The sequence below is a fragment of the Rhizobium sp. SSA_523 genome (genome assembly GCF_030435705.1).
Taxonomy (GTDB): domain Bacteria; phylum Pseudomonadota; class Alphaproteobacteria; order Rhizobiales; family Rhizobiaceae; genus Neorhizobium.
In genome coordinates this window covers 3,418,113-3,437,609 of the sequence record NZ_CP129382.1, presented here as the reverse complement: position 1 = coordinate 3,437,609, position 19,497 = coordinate 3,418,113, and the positions used below count along the sequence as shown (strand labels likewise).

The 19,497-nt window shown below is 63.3% G+C and carries 11 protein-coding genes; 3 read left to right on the top strand and 8 right to left on the bottom strand.

Going from position 1 to position 19,497, the window contains the following annotated elements:
- Positions 1-3 precede the first annotated feature (3 nt).
- The 6 genes from QTJ18_RS24560 to QTJ18_RS24535 all read right to left on the bottom strand — a co-directional run bounded on the left by QTJ18_RS24560 (position 4) and on the right by QTJ18_RS24535 (position 13,273).
- Complete coding sequence (locus tag QTJ18_RS24560) at positions 4-2,067, bottom strand: O-linked N-acetylglucosamine transferase, SPINDLY family protein (protein WP_252753783.1); 2,064 nt, start codon at positions 2,065-2,067, stop codon at positions 4-6.
- A gap of 181 nt (positions 2,068-2,248) precedes the next feature.
- On the bottom strand, positions 2,249-9,760 hold the full coding sequence (locus tag QTJ18_RS24555) for a beta strand repeat-containing protein (RefSeq protein WP_301557799.1): 7,512 nt from the start codon (positions 9,758-9,760) through the stop codon (positions 2,249-2,251).
- An 869-nt stretch (positions 9,761-10,629) separates the two neighbouring features.
- Positions 10,630-11,100, bottom strand: coding sequence for a DoxX family protein (locus QTJ18_RS24550; RefSeq protein ID WP_252753782.1), 471 nt, complete (start codon positions 11,098-11,100; stop codon positions 10,630-10,632).
- An 83-nt stretch (positions 11,101-11,183) separates the two neighbouring features.
- Positions 11,184-11,963: an HvfC/BufC N-terminal domain-containing protein gene (locus QTJ18_RS24545; protein ID WP_252753781.1), complete on the bottom strand. Its 780-nt coding sequence runs from the start codon at positions 11,961-11,963 to the stop codon at positions 11,184-11,186.
- Complete coding sequence (gene bufB, locus QTJ18_RS24540) at positions 11,960-12,835, bottom strand: MNIO family bufferin maturase (protein ID WP_252753780.1); 876 nt, start codon at positions 12,833-12,835, stop codon at positions 11,960-11,962. Before bufB ends, QTJ18_RS24545 begins: the two co-directional genes overlap by 4 nt.
- A 150-nt stretch (positions 12,836-12,985) precedes the next feature.
- Entirely contained in the window at positions 12,986-13,273 is a 288-nt protein-coding gene (locus tag QTJ18_RS24535) for a BufA1 family periplasmic bufferin-type metallophore (RefSeq protein WP_252753779.1), read from the bottom strand.
- 203 nt (positions 13,274-13,476) lie between these two features.
- On the opposite strand from QTJ18_RS24535, the gene QTJ18_RS24530 reads away from it, so the two are divergent.
- Both QTJ18_RS24530 and QTJ18_RS24525 read left to right on the top strand, forming a co-directional pair.
- Complete coding sequence (locus tag QTJ18_RS24530; RefSeq protein ID WP_252753778.1) at positions 13,477-14,013, top strand: sigma-70 family RNA polymerase sigma factor; 537 nt, start codon at positions 13,477-13,479, stop codon at positions 14,011-14,013.
- Position 14,014: 1 nt separating this feature from the next.
- Entirely contained in the window at positions 14,015-14,656 is a 642-nt protein-coding gene (locus QTJ18_RS24525; RefSeq protein WP_252753777.1) for an NrsF family protein, read from the top strand.
- 148 nt (positions 14,657-14,804) lie between these two features.
- Here the strand turns inward: QTJ18_RS24525 and QTJ18_RS24520 are convergent, their stop codons facing one another.
- On the bottom strand, positions 14,805-15,746 hold the full coding sequence (locus QTJ18_RS24520; RefSeq protein ID WP_252753776.1) for a flagellin N-terminal helical domain-containing protein: 942 nt from the start codon (positions 15,744-15,746) through the stop codon (positions 14,805-14,807).
- Between the two features lie 313 nt (positions 15,747-16,059).
- Here QTJ18_RS24520 and QTJ18_RS24515 point away from each other — a divergent pair, with 313 nt between their 5' ends.
- Positions 16,060-17,985: an O-linked N-acetylglucosamine transferase, SPINDLY family protein gene (locus QTJ18_RS24515; protein WP_252753775.1), complete on the top strand. Its 1,926-nt coding sequence runs from the start codon at positions 16,060-16,062 to the stop codon at positions 17,983-17,985.
- A gap of 303 nt (positions 17,986-18,288) precedes the next feature.
- Here QTJ18_RS24515 and QTJ18_RS24510 read toward each other — a convergent pair whose 3' ends face one another.
- Positions 18,289-19,491: a glycosyltransferase family 2 protein gene (locus tag QTJ18_RS24510; protein ID WP_252753774.1), complete on the bottom strand. Its 1,203-nt coding sequence runs from the start codon at positions 19,489-19,491 to the stop codon at positions 18,289-18,291.
- Positions 19,492-19,497 lie beyond the last annotated feature (6 nt).

The window sequence follows — 19,497 nt, the reverse complement described above, 5'->3', positions numbered from 1 at the left end:
CCGTCAAGCCGGATCGGAGCCGGAGGCCGGCCAGAGCTTATTGTCCGCCGGCAGGGGCATGTAATCATGCCATTCGGCAAGCCGTTCGCGGTAGCGGGCCCGATAGGCCTCCTCGGTCTCGAATTCCACCGGGGTCTGGGCGAGTTCCGCCCCGATCTCGTAATAGATGTCGAGGTTGGAGAGGTCCGGCACAGGCACCCTGCCCTCTTCCGCATCCTCCTGCATCTCGTGCAACAGCGCCTCGAGCTGGCGGGTCGTTGCGGGCATGTCGCGCAGCACGCAGGCCTCGCGCTGGCGCTTCAGCGATTCGCGGATTGCCAGCAGCGTCTGCGGCGCACGGGCGAATTCCACGGCCTTGCGGATGTAATCCTCAGGCGAAGCACAGAGAAGTTCCGGCGCGCCGGCGGCCGTCACGACGCTTGCACAGAACCGCGCGGCAAAGCTCTTGCCGGGCATGGTCAGCACCGGCAGTCCGCGGGTGATGGAATCGGCTGCGGTGGAATGAGCGCCATAGGGGAAAGTGTCGAGAAACAGATCGGCCAGGGCGATCCGCGCGAGATGCTTCGGATTGGCCGCCTTGGCCGCAAAGATCAGCCGCTCGGGACCGATATTGGCCTCCTTGGCCATGTCGCGCAGGCGCTGATCCACGCCTTCGCCGCCGGTCAAGAGCCAGAGCACGCTGTTTGGCGACAAAGCGAGGATGGCAAGCCAGCGCATGAAGACCTGCGGCGTTATCTTCTGCATCCCGTTGAAGGAGGCGAAGACGAACTTGTCCTCCGGCAGGCCGACGTCCTTGCGGCTCGGCATGTCGGCAATCAGCCGCTTACGGTCGAGAGGCTGGTTGCAGGGGATGCGGAGCACTTTCTCCGAATAGTAGATCTCGCTTCCGGGCGGAATGATCACCGGATCGGCGATAAGATATTGGTGGAACGGGCTGCCCATCGATCCCGGATAGCCGCAGAAATTGACGATGACGGGCGCCGGCCGATAGGAGAAGATCTTGGGGCGGGCGTGCTTGGTATAGCCGTTGACGTCGATCAGGATGTCGACCTCGTCGGCACTGATCTGCGCCGCCGCCTCGGCATCGGTCATCGCGGCAATATCGCGCCAGCAATCGGTGGCCGCCTTGATCCTGGTCTGCGTGGCATCGTTGATCCGGCGCTCGCCGCAGTAATAGGCGTAGACCTCGACCTTGCTCTTGTCATGCAGTTCCAGCACCTCGACAAGGGCGAACCCCACCGCGTGATCGCGCAGGTCGGACGACAGATAGCCGACGCGGATTCGTTGACCGGACGCGAGTCTTGGCCGCACCACGCCCCTTGCGCCGCGATCCAGCGCGGGACGGCTGCCAAACAGCGCGCGATTGTATTTGTAAGCCTTGGCCAGCTGGAAAAGCGGATCGTCGCTGTAGCAGCTCAGGGTGAGCGACGACATGGCATCCAGCATCTGCCGTTCCGTCACATGGCCGGACGGCGCCAGCACAGGCCACTTGCACTGCCTTTGCCGCAGCGAGGCCCAGTGCTGTCCGTTCTCCAGATGCGAGGGCTGCAATTCGAAGGCTGCCAGCAGGCTCTTTTCCGCATCGTCCATCTGGTCGGCGGATTCCAGCACGCGCCCGATATTCTGCAGCGCCATCTGGCGGTGAGAAACGCGGTCCGGAACGACATCGGCTGTCTCTGCCGCATAGGCCTGCCATTGCTGGACGGCCTGGACCAGCTGGCCGCTATCTTCCAGCACCCGGCCGAGATTGATATGGGCGGGGCCGAAACCCGGCTCGAACTTGACGCAGGCCCGCAGAGCCTGAATGGCGCCGGCCGCATCGCCGGCATGGTTGAGCGCGACGCCGTAATTGAAGTAGGCGACGTGGATCAGCGGATTGTCGGGATTGAAGGCCACCCAGTTCTTGTAGACCTCGGCGGCGGCCGCCTTTTGCCCGGCAGCGGAAAGATCATCCGCCAGTTGCAGCACTTCGAGAAGCGAGAGCTTCTGCTGCTTGATCAGGCTGATCTTGTCGGACAGGGCGGAAACCACCTGCGGTATGTGCGGATCTGTGACGTTCAATGTCATTCTGCGACGGCGCCTCTGTCCTTGATGGGCTGGATGACGCTCTTGCGCGTCTAGTCCTTCCTATCCAATTGAACTTGCGCAAAGCTGGAAATACCCAGGGTACGCCGTCATCGCCAGAAGATTTGCAATAAAAAATGCGGCGCGGAAGATCCGCGCCGCAGGAATGCTTCAGGAGTGATCGTCAGTTATTGGCATAGGCATTGATGATCGCGGCAACCTGATCGGAGTCGAACTTTGCCATCTGGTCGCTGGTGAAGGCGGCCAGCTGATCCGTGCTGAGCGATGCCAGGTCCTCGGTCTGCAAGCCCGACAGGGCCGACGTCCGGATCGATGCGATCTCCGCCGTGCTGAAGGTCTTGAAGTCTTCGGTTTCCAGTGCGGCGATCTGTGCCGAGTTCAGTCCGGCGATCTGCGACGTGGTCAGCGCTTCGATCTGGCTGGAGGCCATGGCCGAAAGCTGTTCCGTCGTGAGCGCCGCCACCTGCAGGCCGGCCAGGGCCGCGATCTGGCCGCTCTGGAGGCCGGACAGGGCACTGGTCGTCAGCGACCTCACCTGCTGGACGGACAGTCCTGCCAGCTGATCGGAGGTCAAAGCCTGGATCTGGTTGGACCCGAGCACCGAGACCTTGTCCGTGGTGAGCGAGGTGATCTGTCCCTTGCTCAGTCCGACGATCTGCGAGGATGCCAGAGAAGACAGGGTCGCAGTCGACATGCCGGCCAGCGCTCCGGTGGTGATCTTGCCCAGTTCCTCGGTCGAGAAGGTGGCAATGTCATCCGAAGACAGGGTGGCGATATCTTCCGAGCTCAGCGAGCTGATCTGCGCCGTTGTCAGCGCCGCAACCTGTCCCGTCGAGAAGGCGTCGAGCTGACCGGTCGTCAACGCTGCCACCTGAGCCGCCGAGAGAGAGGCAACCTGATCGGTGGTGAGTCCCGCCAGTGCATCGGTCGTGATGGCCGCCACCTGGGAGGCCGCGAGGCCGCTCAGCTGCGTGGAGGTCAGTGCGCCGATCTGGGCCGAGCCAAGCACAGCCACCTTGTCGGTGGTGAGCGAGGAGACCTGGGCCTTGGTCAAGGCTGCGATCTGCGACGAAGCGATCGTCGAGAGCGTTGCCGTGGAGAGGCCGGCAAGGGCTGCGGTCTTGATGGCCGCAACATCGTCTGTGGCGAAGGCCGCGATATCCTCGGAAGCCATTGCCGCCAGCTGGGCGGAGCTCAGCGAGCCGATCTGGCCGCTGGTCAGCGCTTCGATCTGGCTGGACGCCATTGCGACGATCTGATCCGTCGTCAACCCGGCCATCTGGGCCTCGTTGAGCGATGCGATCTGGCCGCTGCTGAGGCCGGCAAGAGCATCCGTCGACAGAGCGGTGATCTGTCTCGACGTCAGACCATCGATCTGGTCGCTTGTCAGAGCCTCAAGCTGCGTGGAGCTGAGGACCGCCACCTTGTCGGTGGTGAGCGAAGAGATCTGTGCCTTGGTCAGAGCGGCGATCTGCGACGAGGCGATCGTGGCGAGCGTACCGGTCGAAAGCCCGGCAAGCGTTGCGGTCTTGATTGCGGCGATCTCGGCGGTCGAGAAGGCGGCGATGTCTTCCGAAGCCATGGCGCCGAGCTGGGTGGCCGTCAGGGCACCGATCTGGCCGCTGGTCAGCGCTTCGATCTGGCTGGAGGCCAGGGCGGCAACCTGATCGGTCGAGAGGGCGGCAATCTGGGCCGTCGACAGCACCGCGATCTGGGCCGAGCCGAGGCCGGCCAGCGCATCGGTGGAAAGCGCCTCGATCTGCCGGCCCGTCAGGCCGCTGAGCTGGTTGCTGGTCAGGCCTTCGAGCTGGCCGGAGGTCAGAACCGCGACCTTGTCGGTGGTGAGCGAGGTGACCTGAGCCTTGGTCAGCGCTGCGATCTGCGACGAAGCAAGCGTCGAGAGCGTGGCGGTGGAGAGGCCGGCAAGCGAGGAGGTCTTGATGGCCGCGATCTCATCGGTCGAGAAGGCTGCGATATCCTCCGAGGCCATGGCAGCGAGCTGGGCGCTGGTCAGCGAGCCGATCTGGGCGCTGGTGAGCGCTTCGATCTGGCTGGAGGCCATGGCGGCAAGCTGGTCGGTGGAGAGGCTGCCCACCTGGGCACCGGAGAGAGCAACGATCTGGCCGGAGCCGAGACCGGCCAGCGCATCGGTGGAGAGAGCGGCGACCTGACGCGTGCTCAATCCGCTGATCTGGTTGCTGGTCAGGCCTTCGAGCTGCCCCGAGCTCAGGCTTGCCACCTTGTCGGTGGTGAGCGAGGAGACCTGGGCCTTGGTCAAGGCTGCGATCTGCGACGAAGCGAGCGTCGAGAGCGTGGCCGTGGAGAGGCCGGCAAGGGCTGCGGTCGTGATCTTCGACAGCTCCTCGGTGGAGAAGGTGGCGATGTCGTCGGACGACAGGGCTCCGATATCGTCGGCGCCGAGTGCTCCGACCTGCGCAGTGGTCAGGGCCGCGATCTGGCTGGTGGACAGAGCCGCCAGCTGCGCCGTGTCGAGCGCCGCCACCTGGGCAGTGCTCAGCGAGGCGACCTGATCGGTCGTCAGACCGGCCAGCGCATCCGTGGTCAGGGCAGTCAGCTGACGGTTGGTCAGGCCGGAGACCTGTCCCGTCGTCAAGGCACCGAGCTGTGCGGAGGTCAAAGCCGCCACCTTGTCGGTCGTGAGGGAGGTGACCTGCGCCTTGGTCAGAGCGGCGATCTGCGACGAAGCAAGTGTCGAGAGCGTCGTGGTGGAGAGGCCGGCAAGCGTTGCGGTCTTGATCGCGGCGATCTCGGCGGTCGAGAAGGCTGCGATGTCTTCCGAAGCCATGGCGCCGAGCTGGGTTGCCGTCAGGGCACCGATCTGGCCGCTGGTCAGCGCTTCGATCTGGCTGGAAGCCAGGGCGGCAACCTGGTCGGTCGAAAGCGCGGCGACCTGGGCCGTCGACAGAACCGCGATCTGGGCCGAGCCGAGGCCGGCCAGCGCATCGGTGGAAAGCGCCTGGATCTGCCGGCTCGTCAGGCCGCTGAGCTGGTTGCTGGTCAGGCCTTCGAGCTGGCCGGAGGTCAGAACCGCGACCTTGTCGGTGGTGAGCGAGGTGACCTGAGCCTTGGTCAGCGCTGCGATCTGCGACGAAGCAAGCGTCGAGAGCGTGGCGGTGGAGAGACCGGCAAGCGAGGAGGTCTTGATGGCCGCGATCTCATCGGTCGAGAAGGCTGCAATATCCTCCGAGGCCATGGCAGCGAGCTGGGCGCTGGTCAGCGCGCCGATCTGGGCGCTGGTGAGCGCTTCGATCTGGCTGGAGGCCATGGCGGCAAGCTGGTCGGTGGAGAGGCTGCCCACCTGGGCAGCGGAGAGAGCAACGATCTGGCCGGAGCCGAGACCGGCCAGCGCATCGGTAGAGAGAGCGGCGACCTGACGCGTGCTCAATCCGCTGATCTGGTTGCTGGTCAGGCCCTCGAGCTGCCCCGAGCTCAGGCTTGCCACCTTGTCGGTGGTGAGCGAGGCGACCTGGGCCTTGGTCAAGGCTGCGATCTGCGACGAAGCGAGCGTCGAGAGCGTGGCCGTGGAGAGGCCGGCAAGGGCTGCGGTCGTGATCTTCGACAGCTCCTCGGTGGAGAAGGTGGCGATGTCGTCGGACGACAGGGCTCCGATATCGTCGGCGCCGAGTGCTCCGACCTGCGCAGTGGTCAGGGCCGCGATCTGGCTGGTGGACAGAGCCGCCAGCTGCGCCGTGTCAAGCGCCGCCACCTGGGCAGTGCTCAGCGAGGCGACCTGATCGGTCGTCAGACCGGCCAGCGCATCCGTGGTCAGGGCAGTCAGCTGACGGTTGGTCAGGCCGGAGACCTGTCCCGTCGTCAAGGCACCGAGCTGTGCGGAGGTCAAAGCCGCCACCTTGTCGGTGGTGAGCGAGGTGACCTGCGCCTTGGTCAGAGCGGCGATCTGCGAGGAAGCAAGTGTCGAGAGCGTCGTGGTGGAGAGGCCGGCAAGCGTTGCGGTCTTGATCGCGGCGATCTCGGCGGTCGAGAAGGCTGCGATGTCTTCCGAAGCCATGGCGCCGAGCTGGGTTGCCGTCAGGGCACCGATCTGGCCGCTGGTCAGCGCTTCGATCTGGCTGGAAGCCATGGCGGCGACCTGGTCGGTCGAAAGGGCGGCGACCTGGGCCGTCGACAGAACCGCGATCTGAGCCGAGCCGAGGCCGGCCAGCGCCGCGGTGGAGAGCGCCTGGATCTGCCGGCCCGTCAGGCCGCTGATCTGGGTGCTGGTCAGGCCTTCGAGCTGGCCGGAGGTCAGAACCGCGACCTTGTCGGTGGTGAGCGAGGTCACCTGAGCCTTGGTCAGAGCGGCGATCTGCGACGAAGCAAGCGTCGAGAGCGTCGTGGTGGAGAGGCCGGCAAGGGCGGCCGTGGTGATCGAGGCCAGTTCGCCGGTGGTGAAGGTGGCAAGATCGTCCGACGACAGGGCGCCGATATCGTCAGCGCTCAGGCCGGAGATCTGGACGCTGGTGAAGGCTTCGATCTGGGCGGTCGAGAGAGCCGCCAGCTGATCGGTCGTCAGCGCACCCACCTGGAGCTTGCTGAGCGAGGCGACCTGACCCGAGCTGAGGCCGGCCAGCGCATCGGTGGCGAGGGCCGTCAGCTGACGGGTGGAGAGGCTGGCAAGCTGCGACGTTGTGAGCGCGCCGACCTGGTCGGAGCCGAGGGCGGCGAGCTTGTCGGTGGTGAGCGAGGCAACCTGCGCCTTGGTCAGAGCTGCGATCTGCGAGGAGGCCATGCCCGAGACGATGCCGGTCGACAGGCCGGTCAGGGCGCCGATGCTGAGGGCAGCAATCTCGTTGGTGGCAAAGGCGGCAATATCGTCGGAGCTCATCGCGGCAAGCTGTGCCGAGGAGAGGCCGATGGCCTGCGACGAGGTGAAAGCCTCGATCTGCGAGGAGCTCAGCGCGGCGATCTGGTCCGTCGTCAGGCTGCGAACCTGGGCAACCGACAGAGCGGCGATCTGGGCCGAGCCGAGACCGGCCAGCGCATCGGTGGTCAGGGCGGCGACCTGGCGCGTGCTCAATCCGCTGATCTGGACACTGGTCAGGCCTTCAAGCTGCGCCGAGCTCAACGTGGCCACCTTGTCGGTGGTAAGCGAGGTCACCTGCGCCTTGGTCAAAGCGGCGATCTGCGAGGAGGCGATCGACGAGAGCGTTGCCGTGGAGAGACCGGCCAAAGCGGCCGTGCTGATGCGGGAGATCTCCGTCGTGGTGAAGGCGGCGATGTCCTCCGAAGCCATGGCGCCGAGCTGGGCCGAGGTCAGGGCACCGATCTGGCCGCTGGTCAGCGCTTCGATCTGGCTGGAAGCCATGGCGGCGACCTGGTCGGTCGAAAGGGCGGCGACCTGGGCCGTCGACAGAACCGCGATCTGAGCCGAGCCGAGGCCGGCCAGCGCCGCGGTGGAGAGCGCCTGGATCTGCCGGCCCGTCAGGCCGCTGATCTGGGTGCTGGTCAGGCCTTCGAGCTGGCCGGAGGTCAGAACCGCGACCTTGTCGGTGGTGAGCGAGGTCACCTGTGCCTTGGTCAGAGCGGCGATCTGCGACGAAGCAAGCGTCGAGAGCGTCGTGGTGGAGAGGCCGGCAAGGGCGGCCGTGGTGATCGAGGCCAGTTCGCCGGTGGTGAAGGTGGCAAGATCATCCGACGACAGGGCGCCGATATCGTCAGCGCTCAGGCCGGAGATCTGGACGCTGGTGAAGGCTTCGATCTGGGCGGTGGAGAGAGCCGCCAGCTGATCGGTCGTCAGCGCACCCACCTGGAGCTTGCTGAGCGAGGCGACCTGACCCGAGCTGAGGCCGGCCAGCGCATCGGTGGCGAGGGCCGTCAGCTGACGGGTGGAGAGGCTGGCAAGCTGCGACGTTGTGAGCGCGCCGACCTGGTCGGAGCCGAGGGCGGCGAGCTTGTCGGTGGTGAGCGAGGCAACCTGCGCCTTGGTCAGAGCTGCGATCTGCGAGGAGGCCATGCCCGAGACGATGCCGGTCGACAGGCCGGTCAGGGCGCCGATGCTGAGGGCAGCAATCTCGTTGGTGGCAAAGGCGGCAATATCGTCGGAGCTCATCGCGGCAAGCTGTGCCGAGGAGAGGCCGATGGCCTGCGACGAGGTGAAAGCCTCGATCTGCGAGGAGCTCAGCGCGGCGATCTGGTCCGTCGTCAGGCTGCGAACCTGGGCAACCGACAGAGCGGCGATCTGGGCCGAGCCGAGACCGGCCAGCGCATCGGTGGTCAGGGCGGCGACCTGGCGCGTGCTCAATCCGCTGATCTGGACACTGGTCAGGCCTTCAAGCTGCGCCGAGCTCAACGTGGCCACCTTGTCGGTGGTGAGCGAGGTCACCTGCGCCTTGGTCAAAGCGGCGATCTGGGAGGAGGCGATCGACGAGAGCGTTGCCGTGGAGAGACCGGCCAAAGCGGCCGTGCTGATGCGGGAGATCTCCGTCGTGGTGAAGGCGGCGATGTCCTCCGAAGCCATGGCGCCGAGCTGGGCCGAGGTCAGGGCACCGATCTGGCCGCTGGTCAGCGCTTCGATCTGGCTGGAAGCCATGGCGGCAACCTGGTCGGTCGAAAGCGCGGCGACCTGGGCCGTCGACAGAACCGCGATCTGAGCCGAGCCGAGGCCGGCCAGCGCCGCGGTGGAGAGCGCCTGGATCTGCCGGCCCGTCAGGCCGCTGAGCTGGGTGCTGGTCAGGCCTTCAAGCTGGCCGGAGGTCAGAACCGCGACCTTGTCGGTGGTGAGCGAGGTCACCTGTGCCTTGGTCAGCGCTGCGATCTGCGACGAAGCAAGCGTCGAGAGCGTCGTGGTGGAGAGGCCGGCAAGGGCGGCCGTGGTGATCGAAGCCAGTTCGCCGGTGGTGAAGGTGGCAAGATCATCCGACGACAGGGCGCCGATATCGTCAGCGCTCAGGCCGGAGATCTGGGCGGAGGTCAGCGCAGCAATCTGCCCTGTTCCCAGAGCCACCAGCTGATCGGTATTCAGAGCGACGACCTGCGCCTTCGTCAGAAGGGCGATCTGGTCCGTTCGCAGACCCGTCACGGCATCGGTGGAGAGGGCTGCGATCTGGCGGGTGGTGAGAGCGCTGATCTGGTTGGTGGTGAGCGCGGCGACCTGAGAAGAGCTCAGGACGGCGACCTTATCGGTGGTCAGAATGCCCACCTGCGCCGCCGTAAGAGCCGCGATCTTGTCGCTTGCAAGCGAGCTCAGCTGGGTCGTGGTGAGGCCGCTCAAGGTGGCGGTACGGATGGCGGCGATTTCCGCCGTGGTGAAGGTTGCCAGCTCATCGGTGGCGAGCGCCGCAAGCTTGGCAGACGAGAGACTGCCGATCTGGTTTGCCGTGAGCGCTTCGACCTGGGACGAGGAAAGCTGCTCGATCTGGCTGACATAGAGCGCGGCGATCTGCATGGTGCCCATGCCGGCAACCTGGCTGGACGACAGTGCCGACACCTGGTCAAGGGTAAGGCCCAGCACGCCGGCCGTGGAGATTGCCGCGATTTGCGATGCGCTCAGGGCGGTGATGTCTTCCGTCTGGAGAGCGGCGATCTGGTTGGAGCTCAGGACCTTGATCTGCGCGACGCTCAGCGCAGCGATATCGGTGGATTTCAGCGCGGCGATCGAGTCAGTGGACAGTGACTTGATCTGGTTAATGGTCAAAGATGCGACGATCGATGTCATCTATGTGAGCCCTTTGTTCGGATAGTTCACTGTGGCAATGACCTTCTCGCCGATCCCGCCAGAGCCGAATGCTCATGAAGGATCGAAGGCGCCGGGGGCGCCCTCCAGCACAGACCTTGGCATCGCACCGTCTCACGGTGGCGATGCAACATAGGTCAAGCAGACCGAAGGTTGATGATTACAACATGACTCGCGCGAGTCTTGCATCCGAGGGGCTTCATGCTTTCGAAGCGTGTGCTTCGACCTCTACGCCATGCTTTGCAGCCAATGGCCCATGCGAATCACTTCGCCTGCGCACTGGACGGCATTCGATAAAATCTTAGTCGACAATATGCGAGTCCAGCCTTTAATTTTACATTAATTTTCTAGCTCGCCGCAGTCTGTTTTTGCGCCCATCTGAGTATTGATTCGGCCTATTCGAAAACAGATCAGGTGTTCTATATGGATGCCTGAGGCTATAACGTAAAACCAGCGGGGAACTTCATAAGTCTACTGTAGTTCATTTAGGGGTTATCCGGATTTTTACCGAGTTTTTCATGAAGCATACCCATAGATATTCCATCTGATAACCTCTTAATATGCTTTCATAAACGATAGGATATTTTTATTTTCTGATGGATGTATATGCTTATGTTCTCAAGCAAAGCACCCAGGAGCGCCAGAAGAACTAATCATGTACTAAAATAACGGGAGACGGGGCCGCGATGGGCGCCCCCGCCTTTTTCGCACTGCAGCAGCGCCGCTCGAGCGCCATGCCTCTCCCCGACACTCGGAAGCATGGGAGCGGAGACCCGAAAGGCTGAGGCGCCGCGGGTCTTCCTGATGTGTGTCTGTTGTTGCCTGGCTCCTGTCGATGTCCAGCTTGTGCGTCAGCCGGCCGGTCTGCGATCGGCATGCAGGGGCAGCGGGGTTATGACGTTGTCGAGAGCCAGCCTGCCGCCGCCAAAGACGATGAGCGTCAGCGCCATGGCCGCCCAGGGAAGATGAAAATTCGCCCAGCCTTCCGGAAGGGTGATCTGGATGACGGCGGTCATGATCAGCAGTGCCAGGGCGGCATAGCGGGTGAAGAGACCGAGAACCAGGAGGATCGGCAGGACCAGCTCGGCAATCCCCGCCGCCGCCGCCATGGTCAGCGGGAGGGGATAAGGATAGTCACTGCCGAAGAGATGCAGCCGGAACTCCTGTTCGAAAAGATAGCGGGCGCCGGTGGAGAGGGTGAGAAAGCCATCCCACTTCGTCAGGCCCGATTTGAAGAAGGGGATTGCGAGCGCGACGCGGAGCGCCAGCAGCGGCAGAGATCGCGGGATCCTGGCCAAGCTCGCCTCCATGCGTGAATGCATGCGCCGCAGCGCCGCGCCTCGGCCCCTCGCCCCTGCCCTGTTCGTGGCAGATGCAGGACCCCTTGCAGATGCCTTGTCCGTCATTATCCCTCTCCTTCTAATGGGTGGAAGCTGCAGAAGGCGCCAAGGCCGACAAGGCCTACCAGCGCCGCTCCGAAGTCAAATTCCCGGTTCTCGTCCAGGGCCTTCCCGGCGGCCTCCCCAAGCGGCAGCCCCGCCAGGAGATCGGCGGCAAAACCGGCATCCTGCGGCGGCAGAACATGGACCAAGACCTGCAACGCCGGCCGCACGACCAGCACCGTCTCCGCCGAGCGGTGGGAAACGGCGCGAAGAACCGGCTCCTGATGCGCGCTCCAGATACTGCCGGCCGGGAAGCGGGAGAAGACAAGTCCTGCCGAGGGATGCGGGATAAGCGACAGAGAGGCGAGGTCCGCATCTGCGATCCGCAGTAGCGAAGCCGGCGCAAGTGGCCTTCGATCGGCGGCGTGATAGGCCCTTGTCCAAGCGACCTCTATCCGTGCGAGATCGGGAAGATAATCCAGCGAGGCGGCAGGCGGGAAGGCCGCGACGAAATCCGGAAAATCGTCACCATACTCCATGATCAGCGGCGAGGACGGCTTGTGGTCGGCCGCATAGACGCGCGCCATGCCGGTGAAGAATGCATCGCCGACCAGCCTGTGCGTCACCGGAAACCGCTGCGCGAGCGCCGTCGTGAGGCTGACATGGACATTATTGCGGTAGACGGCGAAGCGAAGATCGTCCGGGACGCCGCGTGACGTCGTGACGCCATCCGGCACAGTGTGACCGGGATTGCATAAAGCAAGGGCAAAGGCCCGCTGACGTTCGGCAAGATCCATGGTCATGCGGCCCGATGGGCCGTGCCGGACCCGAAATCCGAGAGCATCCGGTCCGTGCGGTCCGCCTCCGCCTGCAGCGTGGCGAAATCGGGAACCTCGTTATCCCATTCGATCAAAGTCGGCTTTGGCCCGGCAAGCGCCAATGCGGATTGGTAGAGCGCCATCACATCCGCTTTCACGGCGCTTCCATGGGCATCGATCAGAAGCCGGTCGCCGGCCCCGTCCGTCGTCTCGTCATACCCGGCGAGATCCATTTCCTGGACCCTGTCCATGGGAAAACGCTGCAGGTAAGCGAGCGGATCCAGCCCGTGATTGACGGCCGAGACCATGACATTGTTGACATCCAGCAGCAGCCCGCAACCCGTGCGATCGGCGATTTCCGCCAGGAAATCCACCTCGTCGATCGTCGAGTCCGAGAACAGGATATAGGTGGAGGGGTTTTCCAGTAGCATTTGGCGACCGAGCCATTGCTGGGTCTCGTCGACATGGTCGACGACGCGGGCCAGCGTTTCCTGCGTATAGGGCAGCGGCAGGAGATCGTTCAGGAAGCCGGCATCATGGGTCGACCAGGCCAGATGTTCGGAAAAGCTCTGCGGCCGATAGCGGTCGACAAGCGCGCGAAGCCGCTTGAGATGGACCTTGTCCAGCGTCCGGGCGGCACCGATCGACAGCCCGACGCCATGGAGAGACAGGCAATAGAGATCTCTCACCGCCTCCAGATAGCGATGCGGCGGCCCGCCGGCCCCCATGTAATTCTCGGCATGCACTTCGAAGAAGCCGATATCGGGTCGCGTGCCGAGAATAAGCTCGTAATGCTGCGGCTTGAGGCCGAGGCCGGCCCGGGCCGGCAGGGCGGCGCTCTTGGCAAGATCGGTCATGACTGTCCTCCCTTGGTGACAGATGAAGGCATTGGCGGTCTTCCACAGACGCGGCGCTTTCCGGTGCGAAAGCCGCAAGGTTCGCGCGTTGGGCCGATGCGGCGCGTGGCCCCGGGGTTGATGGGCCACGCGCCGTCATCGCCGGCCGCGTCAGCTCTTGACCGGTTCCAGCATGCCCTTGTGGCCGTCGACATTCATGGTTGTGCAGGTGCCGGCAGGCACGGCCTTCCAGGCATTGCCCTGGTAATCCACCGTCGATGTGCCGGCGCAGGTGGTGCCGGGGCCGGCTGCGCAATCATTCTGGCCCTTCAGCGCAATGCCGTAACATTTCTCGTTGCCGACCATCTTCTCCGGCGCCAGCGGCGCGGCATGGGCAGCGGAGGCGAGCGCGCCGGCAAGCGAGCCGGCCAGGACAAGGCTGAGCGTGGAACGGTTCATGTGGGATCTCCTCTTGAGGCTTCGCAAGGCCGTTCATCGGCTTGCGTCCCCAGACTTCGATCCAGGCGGACAAGACGTTACCGCTGCGGCTCTACACGAAGTGGTGATCGCCTCATCGCCGACCGTTCGACATAGACCCATTGGACAAGATTCGCAGCGGGCGTAACAAAAGCGGATCCGCGCACGTAATGCGAGGCATGGGATTGAGCGGCAGGATCGAACAAGAGCTTGTGACGCTTCTTCGGGCTGCGCTCGAAGGAGATGAACATGCCTATGCCGCCTTTCTGCAGCGCGCCGCTGCCCTTGTTCGCGGCTTTGCGCGGCGCAAGATCGTGCATGGCGGCATCGATCCGGAAGACATCGTGCAGGAGACGCTCCTCGCCATCCACACCAAGCGCCATACGTGGAACAGCGAGGCGCCGGTCCTGCCATGGGTCTATGCCATTGCGCGCTACAAGCTGATCGACGCCTTTCGCAAGCGCGGCAGGCGGATCGAGATCGATATATCCGAGATTGCCGAAACCGTGGCGCAGGCGGAGACCGAGACTGTGAGCGAGCGCGACATCGGCCGGATCCTCGAGCATCTGTCCCCCGGCCAGCGCTCGGTGGTGGCCGCGATCTCCATCGAGGGCCATTCGATCGGCGAGACCGCGGCGAAATTCGGCATGTCGGAAACGGCGGTGCGTGTCGCCCTGCACAGGGGTCTGCGGGCCATCAAGACCACCTTCGGACGGAGATGAGATGCACACCGATGACCTGATCAACAGCCTCAAGGCGGATGCCGCGAGGAGAGCCATGCCTCTCGACCGCGCTCTGTGGATTGCGGCGGCAGGCGCAACGGTGATTGCCGCGGCGGTCTTTTCTCTCCTGCTCGGTCCGCGGCCAGATCTTGCAGCGGCAGCGGAAACGCTGCGCTTCCTGTTCAAATTCGTGGTGACATTCCTCCTGGCCGCGACGGGCTTCTATCTGTTGCGAGCGCTGTCGCGTCCCGGCCTGGAAAGGCCGCGCGCGGCCGTCTGGCTGATGGCTGCTGCGCCGCTTGCCGCTGCGACGGACGTGGTCGCGGAGCTTGTGACGGTTTCTCCGGACCAGTGGGCCCGCGTCTGGTGGGGAAGCAATATTACCATCTGCCTGACCTCCATACCGGCGATCGGCCTCGGCCCCCTCCTCATCCTCCTGCTGGCGCTTCGCCATGGCGCGCCCACCCGCCCTCGCCTCGCCGGCGTGACGGCGGGGCTTGTTTCGGGCGGGCTGGCCGCGCTCTTTTATGCAGCCCATTGCACCGACGATTCCCCCCTCTTCGTCGCCACCTGGTATTCCCTGGGGATCGCCGGCCTTGCCTGTCTCGGCGGCGTGCTTGGCCGCGTCGGCCTGCGCTGGTAGGCGTCGAGACGACGACCCGCGCCAGCAGCCGCCCGGCGGACGCAAAAAAACCCGACAGCCGCGAGGCTGACGGGTGTTTCGATGAAGGCGCGAGAGGCCAGGCGGCAAAGATCTGCCGGATGGCGTCAGGCCGCTCTCCTGCTCTGTCTTAACGGAAGAGCGACAGGATGCTCTGCGAGTCGTTGTTGGCGATCGAGAGAGCCTGGATGCCCAGCTGCTGCTGCGTCTGCAGGGCCTTCAGGCGGGTCGATTCTTCGTTCATGTCTGCATCGACCAGCTTGCCGACGCCCTTCTGGATGGAGTCCATCAGGTCGGACACGAAGTCCTTCTGCATGTCGATACGGCTGTTGATCGAGCCGACATCTGCGGCAGAAGCGGTCATGTCCTTGATGACCTTGTCCACGCCGGACAGAGCGCTCGACAGCTCGCCGGCCGTCATGTTCGTGATGTTGAGCGACAGGACCGAGTAGGTCAGCGCCTGGGTGGTGCCGTCGGCCTTGGTGAAGCTCATGTTCTTCGACAAGAGGCCATTGCCGTTGGTGACGTTGGCGCCAGCCGTGTCGACCTGGATCAGCGAGGAGTTGGTCGTGTCGTAGTTCAGCGTGGTGAGCGAGACATTGCCCTGGCCATCGCGGTTGAACGAACCGACGATCGCCTGGTTGCCGGCACCGGCAGACGCCGTGTGGTAGACCCAGTTTTCGCCGGAGAAGGAGGCCGACTTGGCAATCGACGTCAGCTGGTTCTGCAGCTGCGTGATTTCCTTCTGGACCTTGTCCTTGTCAACGCCCGGCTGAGAAGCGGCGGTGATCTTGGATTTGATTTCGTCGACGACCTTGATCGAGGACTGCAGGGCGGTATAGGCCACATCGGTGGTTGCCGCGCCGAGGCCGAGGGCGTCCTGAACGGTGCCCAGCGCCTTGCTGTCGGAACGCATGGTTGTTGCGATCGACCAGTACGCAGCGTTGTCGGAAGCGTTTTGAACCTTGTAACCGGAAGAAATACGGTTCTGCGTCGTCTCCATCTCGCTGTTGATGGAGCGCAGCGTGGAAAGAGCTGCAATCGCAGCAGTATTGGTCAGAATGCTGGCCATAGTGATAGTCCCTTTTTTTCACTTGATACTATTGGGGGACATACCGGGCTTGTTCACCGGTAATGACGTCTGGCTTCATGCCCACTCGGTTCCGACTTGCGGTCAGAAACCAAACCCGTCATGTGAGGGTGACACTCGCAGGAAAACATTGCAGATTCCTTAAATCGCTCTGGACAAGTCGGCGTAAATGGTCACTGATTCGTTAACGCTTTCCGGACACCGGTTTCGGACAAGCTCCAGACCCTAGGGTGTCGGCTCGACCGCGGCTTGAATTCCGCGAGCATTATCGACAACTTGTGCCCGGAGCCCGACGTTGACTTCACAATCCCTGTTTTCGAATGCATCCAAAAGTTACCATAAGGGCGACTTTACCGAGGCGCTGACATCCCTCAATCAGCTTCTGGACCACAACAGGGATGTGAAGACCTACGCGCTTCTGGCAAGGACGCTGATGGCCCTCGGCTTTCGGGAAGATGCCGCACGCACCTATGTTCTGGCCGCGGAACTGGGCGGTTCGCGCGCCGAGGATTACTACGCCGAGGCAATGAAGACTTATTTCGACCTCGGCGAGGACGATTTGGCGCTCAGCCTGGGCCGGCCGCTTCTGGAGCGGGCGCGCAGAGACCCCGAGCTTGCCTTCATCATCACCTCCCTCTTCCTCAAGCGGGGCGAGAAGGATGCGGTGCGGGTCTTCCTTCCGGCACTGTCGACCAGCTCGAACTCGAAGCATAACAGCCTGGCCTTCCTGCTTCTGACCGGTACGCCGGAAAATGCGCGCGACCGGGAAACCGTGGCCAATCTGCTGCAGCGCCTGCCGCGCAGCATCGTGGTGATCATGGCGCATCTCGTCTTCCAGCGGGAAGTCAACAATTACTGGGAAATGGAACGTCTGCAGCCCGAACTCGACCGGATGCTCGTGAAGAATCCGAAGCAGATGATGGGGGTCGAGGCACCTTTCTACAATCTTCACTGGCTGGCCGACGAGGCCCTGAACAAGCTGGCGAGCTACAATCCCGATGCCTATCCGCAGAGCCACAAGGCAGAGCGTCTCGCCATGCCGCATATCTGGGGCGAGAGACTGCGCATCGGCTATCTGTCGTCCGACCTCTGGCATGATCATGCAACGATGAAACTTGCCGGCCGCGTCATGGCGCTGCATGACCGCGACAAGTTCGACGTCACCATCTTCTGCTACACGGATCCGAAGAACCTGGAGAACGAGATCGATCAGGATCGCAGCAAATGGGGCAGGATCGTCACCATGGGCGAGCTCGATGATGCGGAGGCGGCGCAGCTGATCCGCGACCACCGCATCGACATTCTGATCGATATGAAGGGTCATACCCGTGGCGGCAGACCGGGCATACTGAACCACAAGGCCGCCCCTGTGCAGGTGGCCTGGCTCGGCTATCCCGGCACGACGGTCAATATCGACCTCGACTATGTAATCGGCGATCATCATGTGATCCCGGATGCGTCCAAGCCGCATTACTGGGAGAAAGTGTGCCGCCTGCCGGAAAGCTATCAGCCGAACGATCCGACCCATCGTCCGCGCAAGGACGTCTTCACCCGCGCCGATGCAAAGCTGCCGGACGACGCCTTCGTCTTCGGCTCCTTCAATGCAACGCGCAAGATCTCGCTGCGCAACATCAATCTTTGGGTCCGTATCCTGAAGGCCACGCCCGGCAGCGTCTTGTGGCTGATGTGCAAATCCGACGAGGCACGCGACAATCTGCTGCGGCGCTTCACCTCGGCCGGGATCGAGGCCAAGCGGATCGTCTTCACCAAGGTCGTCCCCTATGACGATCACCTGGCGCGCCTGACGCTGGCCGATGTCGGTCTGGACACCTTCCCCTATAACGGCCACACGACCACGTCCGAGCAATTGTGGGCTGGCTTGCCGGTGGTCACGCTGAAGGGCACCCATTTTGCCTCACGCGTTTCGGAGAGCCTCCTGCATGCGGTGGGTGTGCCGGAGCTGATCGCCGAGGACGAAAACGACTATGTCAACATGGCGATCGATCTCTACAAAAATCGCGACCGGCTTGACGGTTTCAAGACACAGCTGGAGCAGAACCGCCTGATCGAGCCGCTCTTCGATGCCGAGCGTTTCTGCCGCCATCTGGAAACCGCCTATCGGATGATGGCCGAGCGTGCACGCCAGGGGCTGGGTCCCGATCACATCGACGTGCCGGCCCTGCCGAAGCGCGGCACTCCCTTCGTCTCGGCCGAGGATTGAGCGGCCTCATCAGACAAGGGTCGGGCGCATGATCGGAAACGGCCCGACCCCATAGAATCTTTCTCTGACGCATCAGGTTGACGAAAAACCGAACTCCGTGTTTTCGCCCGATGCTCCGACAGGATCTCCAAGATTGCGCGCTGTCCGGCCCGGACAGCGCGCTTTTTCGTGTCAAGGCATCGCTGAGACATTGGTGGAGATGCTGGTGGGACGTCGGCGAGATCTTGGCGAGACAGTGGCCGAAACGACAACAGCGCCTTTCGGCGCTGCTGGTGGGTCTCGGCGGGATGCGCTTGGCAGGGGTCAGGTAAACTGCGCGATATAGTGGCGCAGCTCGAAGACGCCATCGGTCGGACCGGCCTGGGCGGCGAAATCCGGATGCATCACCAGCCAGGACCGCGGGCCTTCCTGGTTGAAGCCCGGATGCCGGGTGACGACCGATTTCAGATGATCCGGGATCAGCTGCAGGGCTTCGTCATTGACCAGCGGATCGACGATCACCGGCCCGCCGCTATAGCCCGAAGCTTCTGTCAGGGCTGTGACGATCGCCGCCAGAAGGCAAATCTGCTCGAAGGTCTCCTTCGGCGCCGGTGAGGGATGATAGGCCGCCATGCGGTGATACATGATATAGGCTTCCGGCCAGTTGCGGAAGGCGATGTGCAGGCGCAGCGCGACGGATTTGCGGATCAGCATGAACTGGTTGAACCGCTCGTGGAAGGAGAGCCGCAGGCCGCCATCGTCGAGGCTGGAAATCCTGGCATGCGAGGCGAGATATTCGAGGCCGCCAAGATAGGTGTCCCACTGGAACATCGTCTCCTTCTTGCCCTGCTGCACATTCTCGTCGGCCGCTATGCCCGTCACCCGCGCGAAAGGAGCCGGCAGGAAAAGAATGTCGCCATTGCTGAGCGCCCTCGTCGTGTAGAGGAAGGCCCAGAAAATGAAGGGGCCGAGGCTCGAAATCGACCTTTGCAGCACATCGCGGCGGATGATCAGGAATTCCGGGAAGACGTGATGCTGCAGGATATATTCCAGCATCTCCTGGAACTGGCCCTGCCGGAACCGCTGCGGACCGGGAATGTGGTAGAAGGGCTGCATGTCGCGGCCGCCATCGCGCTCGTCCACCAGCATCCACGGCGCCTGGATCATGCCGAGCGACGGATCCTGTTCCAGAAGCCGCAAATATTCCAGGACCTTTTCCGGGATCAGCAGGTCGTCATCGCCCAGGAACAGCGCATATTTGCCGCGCGCGCGCTGCATCGCGAAGCCGTAATTGCTGAGAAAGCCGGAATTCTTCACCCGCCGGTAATGCGAGATCTCCGGTACGCCCTGCAGCCCCTGCAGAAATTCATGCGTGCCGTCGGTGGATCGGTCGTCGACGATGACCATTTCGAAGGAGATGCCCAGCTTGCGAAACACGTCCAGGTGAAAGCGAACGCTTCGCTCCAGCATCGGTCTGCGATTATAGGTTGGAATGCAGATCGACAGTATTGGCGTGGTGGCAACCATCCACTT